This is a genomic window from Candidiatus Paracoxiella cheracis, assembly GCF_049348705.1.
Classification (GTDB): domain Bacteria; phylum Pseudomonadota; class Gammaproteobacteria; order Coxiellales; family Coxiellaceae; genus Paracoxiella; species Paracoxiella cheracis.
Map to the genome: position 1 here is coordinate 1,461,855 of NZ_CP186485.1, position 17,211 is coordinate 1,479,065.

The window sequence follows — 17,211 nt, forward strand, 5'->3', positions numbered from 1 at the left end:
ACGTTTTATACCCAAAGCTCCCAAACAAGTCAAACGAATTGAAGGCGCTTTGAGAAATTGCTTTACTTTTAAACCCGCGACCGACTGAGCATGATCCCGCATGCAATCGCAAACAACAAGGTTGGCATGACGGCCGCGAGAACAGGCGGAATTTGATACACCATCGTAAACGGCCCAAAAAACTGATTTAACATATAAAAAGCAAACCCGATAATGACACCCGTTACAATCCGAAGACCCATACTCGCACTACGCAACGAACCAAAAATAAAAGGGACACCAAGACAAATCATGACAATCGTTGTCAACGGTTGCATGAGCCGCTGCCAAAAAGCAAATTTATATTGACTCGTCGTCAATCCTGCATGCTTGCGATAATGAATTGAATGATACAAATCCACAATTGACTGTTGATCAATCCGTTTTTGCCCTTCTTTCATCAAAGAGGGATTAAAAACAATGTTCAGTGGCAACTGTTGAATAGTCTTTGTTATCACTCGTTGCGGTGTTAAACGAGACTCTTTTACATCAAGCATCGTCCAGTGACCATTTTTATAAACCGCTTTTGGAGCATATGCCGATAATAATAATTGATGCTGCGGCGTGATCACGAAACGACTCACATCACTCACCTTGTGATCTGAATCGACAGCGCCAATGTGAATAAACGATCCGCCATCGCGCAACCAAACACCACCCATCGCCTTGAAACCAACTTCTTGTGACAGCGCCGTCGCTTTCATAAGATCACCGCTGGCCTGTAATTTAGGCGCAATAAACTCCCCCACAAACGTCACGACAATAATCATTAAAATGGCTGCCCGAATCACCGACCCGGTAATCCCGGCAATCGACACACCGGCTGATCGCATCACGATTAATTGACTGCTGGACGCCAAGCGCCCTAAGCCAATTAAGCAACCGAGAAAACCAGCCATCGGAAATAATTGATACAGGTCGGAAGGTAATTGCGTGAGCACAAAAATAAACGCTTTCCACATGCCGTAATGTGCCACACCAATATCCGATAGCTGCCCGATAAATTCCATCAAGGATTCCATGCCCAATAAAACAAGAAAAACAATTATCGTAGCGCTAATGACAGAATTTCGAATATAAGCGTTTAAAATTCGCATTATTTACCTCTAGCGAAACTGAATAAACGACGCCCTGTTTTTTGTACCACTAACAAAACAACTGCTAGTAAAAATAGCGACCCATTTATCCACCAAAGGCCAATATCCTGACTAATAACGCCCTTTTCAACCCAAGCGCGACCCGCAAACATTAAATTGGCATACACAATATAAATTAAAACGGCGGGTAGCATCTGTGCAAACTTACCTTTCCGTGGATTCACCTGACTTAATGGCACAGCCAATAAGGCAAAAGCTAACACAGATAATGGCATTGCCACACGCCATTGAAATGCGGCGGCTGCTTTCAAATCTGTTTTGCGAAGATTCCACAATTTTGATGTTGGCATCGCTTGCACTCGACCACCCATATTCGTTATTGGACTCGTCAAACGAATACCATAGGTTCCAAATTTCGCAACATGATATTTTAACTGCCCCGGCACACCCACATAACGGATACCCTGTTTAAATAAAACAAATCGGCCGTCTATCTTTGTGTTTAACTGTGTAGCCTTGGTTGCATTCACCACATCCCAAGATACAGAACCATCCTTTGTCGTCGTGCTTTGCGCTAAAAACACATCATCCATTTCATCGTGATGTTTGCTAACCTTACCTGCATAAAACACTCTGCCATCGTTGCCTAAGTCTTGAAACCGCCCAGGCAATATTTTGTCTAAAGAAGCCGTGGCCACCGCATTTTCAAGGATTTTCGCCTGATACCACTGCATTCTAGGTTCAACGGTCAACATTAGCCAACCAACAGCACCCATCACCAACGACGCCAATAACATGACCATTGTCACTAGCTGCGCGCGACTCACCCCGCAGGCACTTAACACCACCATCTCGTGATCGACATAAAAACGGCCCAACGTCAGCAAGATTCCCAAAAACAAGCTCAGGGGCAACAAATAGCCTAAAAACAAGGGAACCTGTAGCGTCATCACTTCCATCACAGCTTGGATAGTAATTTTTCCGCTCGCCGCATCGTTAAGATAGTGGACAAACTGATTCGTGATAAAGATAATCAGCAGTATCAACGTGGTGGCGAGTAGAGTAGCAAAGACTTCTTTACACAGATATCGAAAAATTATCACTGACAAACTTCACCATTTGTGAAAAAATAGTTGAATTTTATCAAAAAATAGCAGCGCTGGATATGGAAAAAACGTATAGTCCCAAAACGATAGAATCCCATTGGAGTGACTACTGGGAAAAGCAACACCTGGCCAAACCGAGAGGTAACGGTGCCCCCTACTGCATCATGCTGCCGCCCCCAAACGTCACGGGAACGCTGCACATGGGGCATGGCTTCCAACAAACACTCATGGACGCCCTCATTCGCCATCAACGCATGTTAGGTGCTAAAACCCTCTGGCAGGGGGGCACGGACCATGCAGGCATAGCGACGCAAATGGTGGTGGAGCAGCAACTCAGCAAAGAAAACATCTCCCGCCACGATTTGGGTCGAGAACGCTTTGTAGAGCGAGTCTGGCGCTGGCGTGATCAATATGGCAATAAGATTGTAAATCAAATGCGCCGCCTGGGGGTCTCGATCGACTGGTCGTGCGAACGCTTCAGCATGGATGAAACCGTCTCACGCGCTACATCAGAAGCCTTCATTCGTCTCTATGAAGAGGGTCTCATCTACCGCGGCAAGCGCCTGGTGAACTGGGATCCAATCCTTCACACCGCAATATCCGATTTAGAGGTCGAAACAGAAGAGTCTCAAGGGCACCTTTGGCACATTCGCTACCCGCTTAGCGATGGCAGCAGCTCTGTGACAGTGGCAACCACTCGCCCCGAGACGATGCTCGGTGATGTCGCCGTGGCGGTTCATCCGGATGACGAGCGCTATCAGCACCTCATCGGCAAAGCAGTGCAATTGCCGTTAGCTGATCGTACGATTCCTATCATCGCCGATGAACACGTCGATAAAGAATTCGGAACGGGTTGCGTTAAAATCACGCCCGCCCATGATTTTAACGATTATGAAATGGGTCATCGTCACCAATTACCGATGATTACTATTATGAATTTTGATGCACACCTGAATGATAGTGTGCCCGAGGCCTACCGTGGCCTTGATCGATTCGACGCACGCAAAAAAATCGTGGCCGATTTAGAACAGCACGGTTTTCTAGAAAAAACCGAGGACCACACCTTATCGATCCCACGCGGCGAACGCTCAGGCGCTATTGTTGAACCCATGTTGACCGATCAGTGGTTTGTGAAAATGGAAACACTTGCAAAACCAGCGATCGACGTCGTTAACAGCGGCGAGCTAAATTTCATTCCCAAAAAATGGCATAAAACGTATTTGCAATGGCTAGAGAACATTCAAGACTGGTGCATTAGCCGTCAATTATGGTGGGGACATCGCATTCCTGTTTGGTATGACAAGCAAAACAATATTTATGTAGGTCGCAGCGAAACCGATATTCGACAAAAACATAAACTCGATCCAACCGTCGCATTAAAACGTGATTCGGATGTCTTAGACACGTGGTTTTCTGCAAGCTTGTGGCCGTTTGCGACACTAGGTTGGCCAGAAAAATCGGATGCTCTTAAAACCTTTTATCCCACTCAAACACTCGTCACTGGTTTTGACATTATTTTCTTTTGGGTTGCGCGCATGGTGATGATGGGATTGAAGTTAACCGGGAAAATACCATTCAAAGAAGTTTATATTCATGGGTTGATTCGTGACAGCCAAGGCAAAAAAATGTCGAAATCCAAGGGGAACACTTTGGACCCTATTGATTTAATCGACGGCATCACGTTAGCAGATCTCATTGAAAAACGAACGGCAACGTTATTACAGCCGAAGATGGCAAAGTCGATAGAAAATCAAACTCGCAAAGAATTTCCACACGGCATTGCCAGTTACGGCACGGATGCCCTGCGTTTTACTTTTTGTGCATTAGCTAGCACCGGCCGCGATATTAATTTTGATATGGGCCGCATCGAGGGTTATCGTAATTTTTGCAACAAAATATGGAATGCCGCTCGCTTTGTCATCATGAATACAGAAGATAAAGAATTCAACCCTGAAAAACCCTTGGAATATAGCCTCGCAGATAGCTGGATTCGAAGTCGTTTGCAAGACACCATTGCGCGTGTGGAAAAGGCGTTTGAGCAATATCGTTTTGATTTACTCGCACAAGCTTTGTATGAATTCACATGGAATGAATATTGCGATTGGTATTTGGAATTATCAAAATGTGTGCTCAATGATAAAAATGCCAAACGCGCACAGCACCGCGGCACTCGCGTGACACTGCTTGAAGTGCTAGAGAGTTTATTGCGATTGATACATCCAATCATGCCTTTTATTACAGAAGAAATTTGGCAAAAAATATCGTCTTTACTGGGGAAATCTGGCAAGACTATTATGTTACAACCCTACCCAAAGTTTGTAGCGGACGAACACAATAAAGCTATCGAGAGCGAAGTCGAATGGTTAAAAGAAGTGATTATCGCCATTCGAACCATTCGCAGCGAAATGGGAATCTCCCCAGCCAAAAAAATTCCTATCATATTTAACAAGGGTACCAAGGAAGACCGAAAACGCGCCGAACACTGCGAACGTTACATCAAAACATTAGCAAAAGTGGGAGAAATACGCTGGGCCAATACCCACGAAACATTGACGTCCACAGCGACTAATCTCGTTAATCAGCTCGAAATTCATATTCCCTTGGCAGGATTAATTGACAAAAATGCCGAATTAGCAAGACTCCAAAAAGAAATGACCAAACTAGAAACAGAACAACAAAAATCGGCAAAGAAGCTCGATAATCCAAATTACGTCAACAAAGCACCCAGTGACGTCGTTGAAAAAGAACGTGCTAAACTCGAACAAGCCAAAGATGCGTTAGAAAAATTAAAGGAACAATATACGAATATTTCTTCAATGCAGTAATTCAGCCAACACATCTGCCACAATGCCTTCGCTATGTATGTTAATCATGTAGCGACTGACATTAACAGCCAGTGCAAATGCAATGTCTCGATCAACGGAATAAGCAATCAATGCGCCATAGCCAAAGTTATTACCTGCATTCCAAATGATTTCACCGTAACGCTTCGATAACGTTTTATGAATACCTAACCCATAAAAATCTTGATCTTCATATGAAGAACCATACGAAAGTACCGGCACCACTTTAAACATTTCTCTAAAGGTACTAACCAATACCTTGCCGTTAACCAAGGCTTTCATCCAGTGGATTAAATCTGTCGTTGTTGAGATGCTAGCTGAGCCCGCAAGTCCATTAAAATTATACGCATTAGTGATATCGTACACCTGTAATTCACGGTTATCGTTAAAAGTTAAAATGGGCAAATGACGAAAAGCCTCTGCCCATGGATGAGAGATCGGCATATAACCATGCGCTAATTTCGGCAATAATTGTTCGTCTAAGACGCCGTGACTAGAATAATGCGTATTGTTTAATCCAAACGAATCAAAAAATAGCCGCATTTGCTGTGAGACATGCTGGCCCGTTGCTGCCTCCAAGACTAAGGTGAGAATGATAAAATTAGTTGTTGATTCACTATAAATACCACGAATCGGTAATTCGTATCCCAAACGATATCGCACCTCATTACCGGTAATTAAATCCAAATAGCCTTCGGCTTGCCATACCTTTTTAGGTTTCTCAAAAAACATTCGTTGATAACGTGCAGTTTGATCGTACGATGGCAGTCCACTCGTTTGATTCAACAGCTCACGCAACGTCAGCGGTTTGAGATAAGAGTATTGATTGACAATCAATTGCAAACGGCCACTATCCAAGCGATGTTTGTGCGCCAATGAGTCCATAGGCATATCTAAGTCCAATACCCCGCTCTCGACTAACTTCCACACGATGGCAGCGGTAAACATTCGCGTGATTCTGCCAGTTTGAAACAACATATTGGGATCAAAGGTTTTGTTTTCTTTTATATCGCCAGCACCTGAACAGTAGTGACGAATTTTATTGCCTGGCTCACAAACGCTGAGTATTGCCCCAGGTAAGTTATATTTTACGGTATCGATGGCCTTCAACTTTCCCTCTCGAGATTTTAATGAATTATTCTATTATTAAAGTATAGTATTAAAGTATAGCGAGTGCTAATCTCAGAAGTCTAGTAGGATTTAAGGGCACCTCTTGAAATTTATTTTCAGCTAGTTACATAGCTTTCAATTGCGGCCACGACCTTCTTTATTAAGAAAACTCAAAATACGCTCCTTCAACCAATACCTAGGCGACCAAGGCAATACTCCTTCAATAAAACCCACGTGCCCACCCTTCCGGGTTAACTCAAAATAAATATTTTCCGATAACTCATCCTGCGCCGGCACACTATCGGCGGGTACAAGCGGATCATCCAATGCATGAATAATTAAAGTCGGGCGTTCAACAAATCGTAAATACGGACGAACTGAGACTTTTGAATAATAATCATCGGCATTTGAAAATCCATGTAAGGGTGCAGTTACCATTTCATCAAAGCTACGAAAACTATCGGCAGTTCTCACTTCTGAAATTGTTGTTGGCATGTCATAACCGTGTTTTATTTTATCGATAATTTTTTGCTTCATCGATTTTAATAATCGCCGATGATATATATACGCCAAATAATCAGAACATTTATTTAACTCAAAAGGCACTGAAATAGCGATCGCACAGCTCAGCGGTGAAATAGGATTTTCAACTAAATAGCGTAGTAAAACATTTCCACCTAACGAAAAGCCAATGGCTGAGATTTTACGACTAGGAAAACGATTTTTTAGCACCTGAAGTAAATAGGTTAAATCACCTGTTTCTCCTGCGTGATAACTACGAGGCAAGCGATTTAAGCGACCACTACACGTGCGAAAATGCATCACAACAACTTGCCAGCCATCATCGACCAATACATCCAACATGACTTGAATGTAATGCGAATTCACCGAACCTTCTAAACCATGCAACAAAATAACGATCGGTGCTCCACTTGGCCCCGCCCAGCATAGGTCAATAAAATCGCCATCGGGCAACTCCAATTGCTCCCAGCTAATAATGGTTTTTGCGGTATGAGGAAAAAGCGTTGAATAACAGGACTGCAAATGGCGATTTCGCAACCACCACGTTGGTGTAAATTGTTTTTTTAAAGGTTTCATCATAGCAACATCCGTGTTTGTTTCTATCAGCTTCACTGAGTCTAATCAATATTCTAGCGTCGTCCAGTCGTTATTGAAAGCGCGTCTAATGGCGGTATCTTACGGAAGGATGGGAGGCTGCATTAGTGGTATTTTGATTTAGAATCAAGCAGTTTAATCCGCTTAAATTGCCCTAAATAGGAATAGGCAATCGGCACAACGATTAACGAGAAAAACGTTCCAAAGATCAAACCACCCACGATCACCCAGCCGATTTGATGTCGGCCGATAGAACCAGGACCATGCGCCAAGGCTAACGGCAAGGCACCAAACACCATAGCCGATGTCGTCATTAATATAGGGCGCAAACGAATGGTGGCGCCTTTTATAATCGCTTCCTGTATGTTCGCGCCCTTTTTACGCAGGTCGTTAATAAACTGCGTGATTAAAATACCGTGTTTGGTAATTAATCCAATCAGCGTTACCACACCGATTTGTGAATAGATGCTAAGAGTGCCTCCAGTTATTTTTAAGGACAATAACGCGCCGACAATACATAATGGCACCGCCAATAAAATAACAAACGGATCGATAAAACTACCGAATTGCGCCGATAACACGAGATAAATAAACAATAATGACATCACAATGATGCCAATAATGCTGCCCGAGGACTCGAGAAACTGCTGTGATTTACCGGAAAATGCATAACTAACACCGGGCTTCAAAACACCTTGTATGTGCGATTGTATATAATTAATAGCTTGGCTTTCCGAATAACCCGGCGCTAAACGTGCCGATATCGTCCCCGAACGAAAACGATCATAATGCCTTAACGTTCCCTGTCCAACCATCGGCGTCAGATTAATTAAACTCGATACGGGAATCATTTTAGTGGATCCAGTGGCATCGCCATTGACATCGCTGCTGGTGCGCACATACAGTTTTTTCAGCGCATCAAAATTCTCCAAATATTTTTTTTCCATTTGCACGATGACTTCGTAGCTTTTATTCCCGGCTTGAACATCTGTCCAATGGTTACCGCTCATCATGGCGCTGACCGTATCGGCAATATCTTGAATATTAACACCCAAAACAGCGGCCAAATCACGCTTAATCGTGATGGCATATTGTTGTGTATTAAATTTTAAATTTGTTTGCACATCGATCAAGCCGGGATAGTGTTTTAAAATTTTCATCATCCCATCAATTGATGGCAATAAATCCGTGTAAGCACCTTCTGAAGTCATAAAATTAAGGTTGATATCACTACCCTGCAATCCATAATCGACAACGTCCGGCACAAACGCAGTAGCATCCACACCAGGAATTTGCGCCAGTTGCGGATTTAATTGTTGAACCACTTGTGATGTACTGAGCTTGCGTTGTCCCCATGGTTTCAATGTGACGTTAATATTAGTTCCATCACTCCACACCTGCGTCATAACACTTTTTACTGCGGGATTTTTTCGAATGATCGCTTCAACCTGCTCTGCATATTGATCCGTATAATTCAAGCTTGCGCCCGATGGCGCCGTCAAACTAACTTGTATCAATCCAATATCTTCTTTAGGAATTAATTCCGACGACAGACTCTTAAATAAACCATACCCAATGACAGCAATAACGATTAAACCTAACACCACAAACTTGCGTCGGTTTAATGCCATTTTTAAAAAACGGTGGTAAACTGTCGATAATTTCAAAAACAAGCGATCGATATAGACAACAAACCCAGTATCGGAAGTGCGCGGCAATAAAACACGTGAACACATCATCGGTGAAAGTGTTAACGCCACAAAAGTAGAAATTACTACTGCTCCTGCTAGTGTGAAGGCAAATTCTTTAAATAATCCCGCTGTGAACCCTTGTACAAAACCCACGGGCGCATACACTGCCACCAAAGTGAGACCCATCGCAATGAGGGCAAATGCAATTTCGCGACTGCCTTTAATCGCGGCCTGAAACGGTGTCAGACCCTGCTCAATATGCCGATGAATATTTTCGAGCATGACAATCGCATCATCCACCACCAGACCAATAGCTAACACAATACCCAGCAGCGACATGATGTTGATCGAAAATCCAAGCAAACTAATAACTGCGAAGACACTCATTAAACTGACAGGAATCGTGACGATAGGAATGCTCGCCGCGCGCGCTGACCCTAGAAATAAAAACACAACCAATATGACTAAAATAACAGCTTCGCCAATTGCCCAAAACGTTTCATCAATGGATGATTTTAAGAACATTGAGGCATCGTAATTAACAGAGGCGCTCATGACCGGCGGTAAATTTTTATGAATGAGTGTTAATTCACTCTTAACTTCTTGCGCCACAGTAATCGGGTTTGCATCCTGCAAAGGTTTTATCATCAATTCAATACCATTTTGGCCATTAATGCGCATCGGCGCGTTATAAAGACTGCGATAACCCAGTTCCACATGACCGATATCTTTAAAGCGAACCGTACCACCATTAGTATGTTTTATAATAATATTGGAAAATGCATTGGCGTTTTCCAACTGCGTTTTTGAAATAATACTATAATTTCGCTTTGGTCCTTGAATGGATCCCGCCGGAAAATAAATGTTGTTAGCGGTGAGTGCTTTTTTAATATCGGTCACCGTGACACCATGCGAAGCCATTTTAGAGGCATCCAACCAAATACGCATCGCATAATCACTGGCGCCTAAAATATCAACCTCACCGACACCCGGCAATTGACGTAATAACGGTTGCACCGACCGTTCAACATAATCACGAATATCCGGCGATTTCTTTTCTGGATCGATAAAACCAATACCTAAAACGGGATTGCCTTTTGTACCGACGGTAATTGTGGGAGGTTGTGCATCCGTCGGTAATTTATCGCGAATCGCAAAAACTTGGTCGCGAACAGAACTCGCTTCTTCTTCAAAATTTCCGCCCAGTCGAAATAAAACAGTAACGGAGCTGCCTCCTTGCCAACTACTCGAACTAATCGACGCAACGTTATCAACACCTGCCAAGGCATTTTCAATTTTCGTTGTTACCTGACTTTCCATTAATGCTGAACTAGCACCTTCATACTCGGTGCGCACAGTCACAACTGGCAATTGCATTTTAGGAAAAAAACGCAATTCTAGATGATGGAAGCCAACAATGCCCAGTACGACCAACACTAAACTGAGTACAATTGCCAAAACGGGCTGGCGTATGCAGATTTCAGGTAATCTCATGAATTCGAAACCTTAATCACACTTCCATCTTGGAGTTTTTGCTGTCCCGCAGTCACAACAACATCGCCCACTGTAAGCCCTTTTAATACTTGCTCCTGCTCATCGATGCGTGCACCCACCTGGATATAAGTCTGTGCAACTTTATTTCCAACAACTTTATAAACGTAATAGCCTTTAACATCTGCCATTACCGCCTCCGCGGGAACAACAGGGGCATTTTTAGACACAGAAACCTGTTGTGACACGTGCACAAACATGCCCGGGGATAATAAACCCTTATCATTGGGTATTACCGCTTGAATGGCTATTGAGCGGGTATCTTTGCTAACGGTGGGAGAAATAAAACTGACTGTTCCATAAAATGATTTATCAGGATAAGCACTCGTCGCCACCTTCACTAACTGACCCTGCTTGAGTTCTGGCAACTCACTCTCGGGTAGTTGATAATCAGCACGGAGCTGCTTTGTATTCACTAGTGTCACAATGGGATCGCCCGCTTTCACATAGTCCCCCACTTGAACCTGAAAAGCCCCCAGAACCCCTGAAAACGGCGCTATGATCTGCTTTTGATTCAGCGATGCTTGCTTGCTTTTAACCGCTGCTTCTTCGCTATCGACATTAGCTTTTAAGTCCGCTAATTCCTGTTGCGAAATAGCGGTAGGCACGAGTTTAGAGCGCTGATATTTAAGACGGCTTAGGTTTAAGGCCGTCATGGCCGACTGGTAGTCCGCTTGTGCTTGCTCGTTATCGAGCTGCACAATCGGCATGCCCTTACCAACCTCTTGCCCATTTTTGAAATGAATCTGTGACACACGACCGTCAGATTCAGAGCTGACCGTGACAACCTGCACCGCGGACAAGCTTCCTAACGCATTGACAGTTTTAGGAATATTTGCGGTAGCGACTTTAGCGACGTTCACAATGATCGCATCATCGACGACATCCGCCTTTTTAGCGGCATGCGCGAGACACGAAGCCAATAAAAAAAAGAGGCTTATTGACAAGACTAACCCAACGATTAGTCCTGATTTCCAATATTTAGTCATGGATAGAGCTCTAACCCGTACTATTGCTAACGCGCAGTATAAATTGAATTCCGTCTCTATTCCATTTTCGAGTCCCAGATCCCGGGAATTCTACTATGTATCCTAGCCTTAGAGAGTTTACAACCGGCCTAGGATAACAGATATTTGAAGGCGTCTCTAGGTATTAAGGAACCCTTAAGCTTATTTTAAGGTTTCTGACGTATACTAAGAACCTGCTTACAATTCGCGATTACCACTCACTGGCCTTTAAGGAGCCTGATTATGAGCCGCCAACCCATTTTAAGCCATAAGCTTGCAAAAGAGCTATCTAAAGAGACACTTCGTTGCGCAGGTAGTAGTAACCGCCACCCGATGCGAGCCATGGAGAGGCGAAGCCGATGGCGAGTATTCCGCGGCAGCCGCCGATTTTTGACAGAGCGGAGTGCCGAAGGAACGGAGTTCCGTAGGCAGCGTAGCGAGTGGCAAAAATCTGTAGGCGGCGTCGAGTCATCTGGAGACAGTGCGCAGTCGGCCGCGAGGTCGCGGAGCGCTGTCGACGGGGACGTCCGCGGCTATTTAGGTTGTCGCGTATTGCGAGTCGATTATTGACAGGGATGCCAATAATCTATCACGAGCATCGCGACACACTTCGATTGGATAGAGCTTCATACCTTAGCACCACAACTCAAAAAAAATCTGCAATTCATGCAGGCAATTAGAGTTATGTCTGTAGGGGATCTTCGCCAGGCCAATTATTTATTTAATTATTGCCTAAACCATATTCATCAGGCAGTTCCTTTAATTCAAGAACAAATGAAAAAGAACAGCGAGCCAATGCTTGACCCTACCCACCCTCTTGTTATGAATAACATCAACCATCCTCTAAATCCAAGTAACCCCAACAACATTATGTTGAATCCCGGTGGCAATATCATGGTACAACAAGCCGAAGCAGAAGAAGCCAGCGTGAACGAAGCACAAGAAGAAGAAAACGCGGAAAATCATTTGCACGAAATATTAAGCACAAGCCTTGTAATGGGAGCAGCCGCACAAGCACGAGAAGAACTGAAAGACGACTTTGACCCCCATAAATTTTTGAATGTTACCCCTGAGACAGAGCAATCAGAAATTGCAGCCGCCGCCTATAATGCAATGGCAGAACACATGCCTCACGATGAACATCAAAAACCAAGCCCCGAATTTAAAATGGCAACCTTAGCAGCCGGATTGATTGGCACACACAAACTTCACGAAGAGTTTAAGCTTGGACATAAACATGAACATGGATTGGAAAAAAGTGCTGAAGACCATGGAGTCATGAGCATACCAAAATTTACGCCCATAAAATAGTAACACCAACCTCTCTGCCGCAATTGAAATTCAAAACCCCGAGGGCAGGTAGTTAGCTCAGCTCGAACAAAACTGCATCTTCGCGGCCATCATCGTCAGGATAATAATCTTTACGCACACCCACTTCGACAGCGCCAAAATGTTGATACAAATTTATGGCCGCTTTATTCGAACGACGCACTTCCAACCAGATTTTTTCAGCGCCTTTTGCTTTTGCAAAATCTATCGCGTGCTGCAATAACAGTTGGCCATAACCTCGACGCTGATAATCCGGATGCACAGCAATATTCATTAAATCGCAATCGTGCAAACGCAATAAAATCACGACAAAACCCGCAATAACATGATCCTCTTGCAACACCCAGCCATAATAATTTTCTTTAAAACAATCACGAAAAATTTTTTCCGACCACGGATGTGGCATGGCACGTTTGGCTAACGCGACAAGAGTAGGAATATCTGCAAGTAAAAATGCTCTAATTCCCAATCCCTAAAATCCCCATCGCCGTTTGCACATCTTTCCAGGTTGCTGCTTTTAACGATTTATCCGCTAATAACTGTGCAGGGGAATAACTCACAATAACGGAATAATTTTCCAATTGATGCACTTTCCCGCGCAATGCTTCGACACCGTCATCGTTTTGAAAAAATAATGCAGCCACTTGCGGGCCTAACAAGATTAACACATTAGCAGATTCTGCTGGTTGCAACCCTTCAACCACATGGAGTCGCGTAGCTTTCGCGATAGCCTGCACCAAATTTAACTCCACCTCATCTTGAACGGTCACATCGGCCATGAGTAAACATACGGGATTTTTTTCTGCATCAAATAGTGTATAGCAATAATACGCACGCATCGCTTGCGGCGCGCGCAATCGCCAAGTTTCAACACCCATTGCATGTAAGTAGCACTCTTTCATGTGAGTAGTTTTAACATGAAAACCCCAAATCGTCACCCCTTATGTTGACGGATTTAACTCAGTTTGCAACACTTTTAAATCATGGGAAACACTGGAAAATCAATTACAAAATTCGTTTTTCGCATCGGGGCGATCATAATTGCGCTCCTATTTATCGGCTGGGTTTCTTACGAAACATGGTCTTTAACCGTGCATACTGTTATCCCACAGAAAATTTACCGCAGCGCGCAACTTCCTGCTAGTGCCCTCGAATATTTCGTAAAAACAAAACACATTAAAACGGTCATTAATATGCGCGGCCCTCACCCCAATACAAAGTGGTATCAAGAAGAAGTGATTGCCATGAAAAAATTAGGCGTTAACCACTATGATATTGCAATGCATTCTTACAAACTTCCAACGAAAGAACGCATGCGCGAACTGGTTTATTTACTAATGACCTCACCAAAACCTATCTTAGTGCATTGTAGTGGCGGCGCAGACCGCTCAGGTTTAGCGTCGGCATTCGCTATTATTCTAAATGGCAATCCGTCATTAAATAAAAGCGAACAACAATTTTCACTAGCACATTTGGTCACCTCCAAACGCAGTGTGGGCAAGCTGGTTTTCCCTTATTATATTCGCTGGCTAAGCCAGAACCATCTCGAGCACAGTCGTCGTAACTTCCTGAGATGGCTGTGCACCGAAGACCCCTTCGACTCCAGCGGGACACAGCTCAATTTAAAGTTAGACAACTATAATCAATTAGTTATCAATAAGGTCTGTGATACACCTATCCAAAATGCTCAATGACCGCTCTGTCGTTTTCCCCTAGCAAATATGCTATGATATCGCGGTTTAATAATTCCAATTATCAACGAGTTAAAGATCGGTCTTACAGAGTTATGGGTAAAATTATCAAAATTTTCATACCTGTCGTCATCATTGCAATTCTACTTGTCGGCGGTTACTTCTACTGGCAGCACCAAAAGTTTTATCCAAGCACGGATGATGCCTATGTCCAAGCACATATCGTCAATATTGCACCGCGTATCGACGGCAAAATCGAAGCGGTTTACGTTCAAGATCATCAACATGTAAAACAAGGACAGCCTCTTTTTGATATTGACCCAACGCCTTACAAAATTGCCTTAGCTAAAGCACAGGCCGCATTTGGCACTGCGGTGCTACAATACAAGGCGGGCAACATGGCAATCAAATCAGCCGAATACCAAGTTGCCGAAGACAATGCTCAGCTAGTCGACACTCAATCTGAAACTCGTCGCATGTTAGTTTTAGTCAAGAAACATTACGCTTCAGAATCTCAAGGTGATTTAGCGGTTAAAAATTTACACGTAGCGGAAGCCTCATTAAAGGCAGCAAAAAGTGAGTTGGCAGAAGCCATACAAAAAAGAGGACCCGATGGGCCTCAAAACGCACATCTACGTGAGGCTGCTGCCCCCGTTGCACAAGCTAAATTAAATTTACAATACACGCATGTCGTCGCACCCGCTTCGGGGTACATCGCTAATTTGGATTTACGCATAGGCGATGTGGTGACTACCTATCAACAATTATTTGCATTAATCGAAGATAAATCTTGGTGGGCCGAAGCTAATTACAAAGAAACACAATTGCAACGCATTGAACCCGGACAAACTGCAAGCATAGAAATCGACATGTATCCGGGCCAAATTTTTAAAGGCAAAGTTGTCAGTATCAGTGACGGCAGCGGCACTAGCTTTTCATTATTACCCCCAGAAAATGCAAGCGGTAATTGGGTTAAGGTCACACAACGATTTCCTGTTAAAGTGCTTATCACAGAACGCAAAGATCAATATCCTTTGCGATTAGGTGCAAGCTGTACTGTGACCATCAACACAACGCAGAAGCAATGAACGTTCAAGCACTCACCTATGACGACACCCTCTACTCGCGACGATGGTTAGTCATCGTCACCATCATGATGGTGGCTATTTTAGAAGTGCTCGACACCACTATCGTCAACGTCGCACTCCCTTCGATGATGCCATCGCTTGGTGCCGATCAAAATCAAATTACGTGGGTATTAACCTCTTATGTAGTCTCTTCCGCCGTTGTTTTACCACTAACTGGATTTATCAGTAATCGTCTTGGTCAAAAGCAAATGTTGATCATGAACATCACCGGCTTTTTGATCAGTTCACTCCTGTGTGGGATGGCAGAATCGCTCCCTGAAATGGTGTTATTTCGCATCTTGCAAGGTGCATTCGGCGCCTCGTTAATTCCATTGTCACAGTCTATTCTTCGACAAACATTTCCACTCGATCAACAAGGGAAAGCAATGGCAATTTGGGGCATTGGCATCATGGCCGCACCGGTACTTGGCCCTACCCTGGGTGGCTTTATTACGGAGCATTCAAGTTGGCGCTGGATTTTCTATATTAATTTGCCCGTGTGTCTGCTGAGTTTATTCATGACATTTTGGGTCATTCCCAAAACAAAAAAAACGCTACAGCGAATCGATTGGCTAGGATTAATCTTAATGGTTGTCGGCATCGCAGCGATGCAAATATTTTTAGATAAAGGCAACGAAAAAGATTGGTTCAGCTCGAATTTAATCATCGCATTAGCAATCACTAGTGCTTTTTGTTTGATTTGGTTTATTGCGCGCAGCTTAGCGCATCGACACCCTGTTATTAAATTAACATTATATCAAAACCGTAATTTTGCGATTTGTAGTTTATTATTATTACTTTTTTGTGGCGCCATTTTCAGCATGCTGACCTTACAACCCATTATGCTCGAAAATCTTTTTGACTATCCAGCCATGACCACCGGATGGACGATGGCGCCGCTTGGCCTTGCGAGTGCAATAAGCATGATGATGGTGTCTAATTTAATTAACCGCGTTAATATTAAAATAATTTTGGGCATATGTATCGCTGTGAGTGCCTACGGAGCATACCGTCTCACTACCATTAGTTTAGCCAGCAGCATGAATGAATTTTTAATCGATAACGCCATCATCGGATTTGCGATGGGTGGATTCATGGTGCCACTTACCACTTACGCCCTTGCTACCATACCCAAACCCAATATTACCGAAGCATCAGGATTATTTAGTTACGGCCGCATGGTCGGCACTTCCGTCGGAATTTCATTAATGAGCACTCTAGTTAGTCGGACTACCCAAATGAGTTGGCACACTTTAGTCGGTCATGTGAACGTATTTAATCACGCCTATCAAGCATGGTTTGCTCATCAACAAGTAAAAGAAGGCAGCGCAATTGGGATTGTCCGTTTAGCGCATGTCATCGGGCAACAATCCCAATTACTTGGATTTCTCGATGCTTTTAAAACCATTGCTTTTATCTTCGCAGCATTGCTACCATTAACCTTGCTTTTAAAACACGTTGATTTAAAAGCTAAGGCGAAAGAAATCCCACAAGGAGAATAATG

At 43.6% G+C, this 17,211-nt stretch carries 13 protein-coding genes; 5 read left to right on the plus strand and 8 right to left on the minus strand.

What is annotated here, in order from left to right:
• Window positions 1-68 precede the first annotated feature (68 nt).
• Together lptG and lptF are read right to left on the minus strand one after the other, a co-directional pair.
• A complete protein-coding gene (gene lptG, locus ACJMKR_RS07620) occupies window positions 69-1,136 on the minus strand; it encodes an LPS export ABC transporter permease LptG (protein WP_423062550.1) in 1,068 nt (355 codons plus the stop codon).
• Window positions 1,136-2,239: an LPS export ABC transporter permease LptF gene (gene lptF / locus ACJMKR_RS07625; protein ID WP_423062551.1), complete on the minus strand. Its 1,104-nt coding sequence runs from the start codon at window positions 2,237-2,239 to the stop codon at window positions 1,136-1,138. The genes lptG and lptF overlap by 1 nt, the downstream gene beginning before the upstream one ends.
• Window positions 2,240-2,301: 62 nt before the next feature.
• On the opposite strand from lptF, the gene ACJMKR_RS07630 reads away from it, so the two are divergent.
• The gene (locus ACJMKR_RS07630) at window positions 2,302-5,067 is read left to right on the plus strand and encodes a valine--tRNA ligase (RefSeq protein WP_423062552.1); all 2,766 of its coding nucleotides are present in this window, start codon (window positions 2,302-2,304) and stop codon (window positions 5,065-5,067) included.
• Here ACJMKR_RS07630 and ACJMKR_RS07635 read toward each other — a convergent pair.
• The 4 genes from ACJMKR_RS07635 to ACJMKR_RS07650 form a co-directional block, all read right to left on the minus strand.
• The gene (locus tag ACJMKR_RS07635) at window positions 5,056-6,195 is read right to left on the minus strand and encodes a serine hydrolase domain-containing protein (protein WP_423062553.1); all 1,140 of its coding nucleotides are present in this window, start codon (window positions 6,193-6,195) and stop codon (window positions 5,056-5,058) included. The genes ACJMKR_RS07630 and ACJMKR_RS07635 overlap by 12 nt on opposite strands.
• A 135-nt stretch (window positions 6,196-6,330) precedes the next feature.
• Entirely contained in the window at window positions 6,331-7,296 is a 966-nt protein-coding gene (locus tag ACJMKR_RS07640) for a hydrolase (RefSeq protein WP_423062554.1), read from the minus strand.
• Window positions 7,297-7,415: 119 nt separating this feature from the next.
• Window positions 7,416-10,496, minus strand: coding sequence for an efflux RND transporter permease subunit (locus tag ACJMKR_RS07645; protein WP_423062555.1), 3,081 nt, complete (start codon window positions 10,494-10,496; stop codon window positions 7,416-7,418).
• Entirely contained in the window at window positions 10,493-11,542 is a 1,050-nt protein-coding gene (locus tag ACJMKR_RS07650; protein ID WP_423062556.1) for an efflux RND transporter periplasmic adaptor subunit, read from the minus strand. The genes ACJMKR_RS07645 and ACJMKR_RS07650 overlap by 4 nt, the downstream gene beginning before the upstream one ends.
• Window positions 11,543-12,244: 702 nt before the next feature.
• Here ACJMKR_RS07650 and ACJMKR_RS07655 point away from each other — a divergent pair.
• Window positions 12,245-12,871: a hypothetical protein gene (locus ACJMKR_RS07655; protein WP_423062557.1), complete on the plus strand. Its 627-nt coding sequence runs from the start codon at window positions 12,245-12,247 to the stop codon at window positions 12,869-12,871.
• Window positions 12,872-12,923: 52 nt separating this feature from the next.
• Here ACJMKR_RS07655 and rimI read toward each other — a convergent pair whose 3' ends face one another.
• The gene (rimI, locus tag ACJMKR_RS07660) at window positions 12,924-13,358 is read right to left on the minus strand and encodes a ribosomal protein S18-alanine N-acetyltransferase (RefSeq protein ID WP_423062558.1); all 435 of its coding nucleotides are present in this window, start codon (window positions 13,356-13,358) and stop codon (window positions 12,924-12,926) included.
• Entirely contained in the window at window positions 13,348-13,791 is a 444-nt protein-coding gene (locus tag ACJMKR_RS07665; protein ID WP_423062559.1) for a hypothetical protein, read from the minus strand. Before ACJMKR_RS07665 ends, rimI begins: the two co-directional genes overlap by 11 nt.
• 81 nt (window positions 13,792-13,872) lie before the next feature.
• On the opposite strand from ACJMKR_RS07665, the gene ACJMKR_RS07670 reads away from it, so the two are divergent.
• From ACJMKR_RS07670 to ACJMKR_RS07680, 3 genes are all read left to right on the plus strand, one after another.
• A complete protein-coding gene (locus ACJMKR_RS07670; RefSeq protein ID WP_423062560.1) occupies window positions 13,873-14,583 on the plus strand; it encodes a tyrosine-protein phosphatase in 711 nt (236 codons plus the stop codon).
• 92 nt (window positions 14,584-14,675) lie between these two features.
• Entirely contained in the window at window positions 14,676-15,668 is a 993-nt protein-coding gene (locus tag ACJMKR_RS07675) for an HlyD family secretion protein (RefSeq protein ID WP_423062561.1), read from the plus strand.
• Window positions 15,665-17,209, plus strand: coding sequence for a DHA2 family efflux MFS transporter permease subunit (locus ACJMKR_RS07680; RefSeq protein ID WP_423062562.1), 1,545 nt, complete (start codon window positions 15,665-15,667; stop codon window positions 17,207-17,209). The genes ACJMKR_RS07675 and ACJMKR_RS07680 overlap by 4 nt, the downstream gene beginning before the upstream one ends.
• Window positions 17,210-17,211: the final 2 nt, after the last annotated feature.

What these genes read in the sequence shown, in the direction of transcription:
- lptG (WP_423062550.1), bottom strand. Translation starts at nt 1,136, where the DNA reads ATGCGAATTTTAAACGCTTATATTCGAAATTCTGTCATTAGCGCTACG.
- ACJMKR_RS07630 (WP_423062552.1), top strand. Translation starts at nt 2,302, where the DNA reads ATGGAAAAAACGTATAGTCCCAAAACGATAGAATCCCATTGGAGTGAC.
- ACJMKR_RS07640 (WP_423062554.1), bottom strand. Translation starts at nt 7,296, where the DNA reads ATGATGAAACCTTTAAAAAAACAATTTACACCAACGTGGTGGTTGCGA.
- ACJMKR_RS07645 (WP_423062555.1), bottom strand. Translation starts at nt 10,496, where the DNA reads ATGAGATTACCTGAAATCTGCATACGCCAGCCCGTTTTGGCAATTGTA.
- ACJMKR_RS07650 (WP_423062556.1), bottom strand. Translation starts at nt 11,542, where the DNA reads ATGACTAAATATTGGAAATCAGGACTAATCGTTGGGTTAGTCTTGTCA.
- ACJMKR_RS07655 (WP_423062557.1), top strand. Translation starts at nt 12,245, where the DNA reads ATGTCTGTAGGGGATCTTCGCCAGGCCAATTATTTATTTAATTATTGC.
- ACJMKR_RS07665 (WP_423062559.1), bottom strand. Translation starts at nt 13,791, where the DNA reads ATGAAAGAGTGCTACTTACATGCAATGGGTGTTGAAACTTGGCGATTG.
- ACJMKR_RS07670 (WP_423062560.1), top strand. Translation starts at nt 13,873, where the DNA reads ATGGGAAACACTGGAAAATCAATTACAAAATTCGTTTTTCGCATCGGG.
- ACJMKR_RS07675 (WP_423062561.1), top strand. Translation starts at nt 14,676, where the DNA reads ATGGGTAAAATTATCAAAATTTTCATACCTGTCGTCATCATTGCAATT.
- ACJMKR_RS07680 (WP_423062562.1), top strand. Translation starts at nt 15,665, where the DNA reads ATGAACGTTCAAGCACTCACCTATGACGACACCCTCTACTCGCGACGA.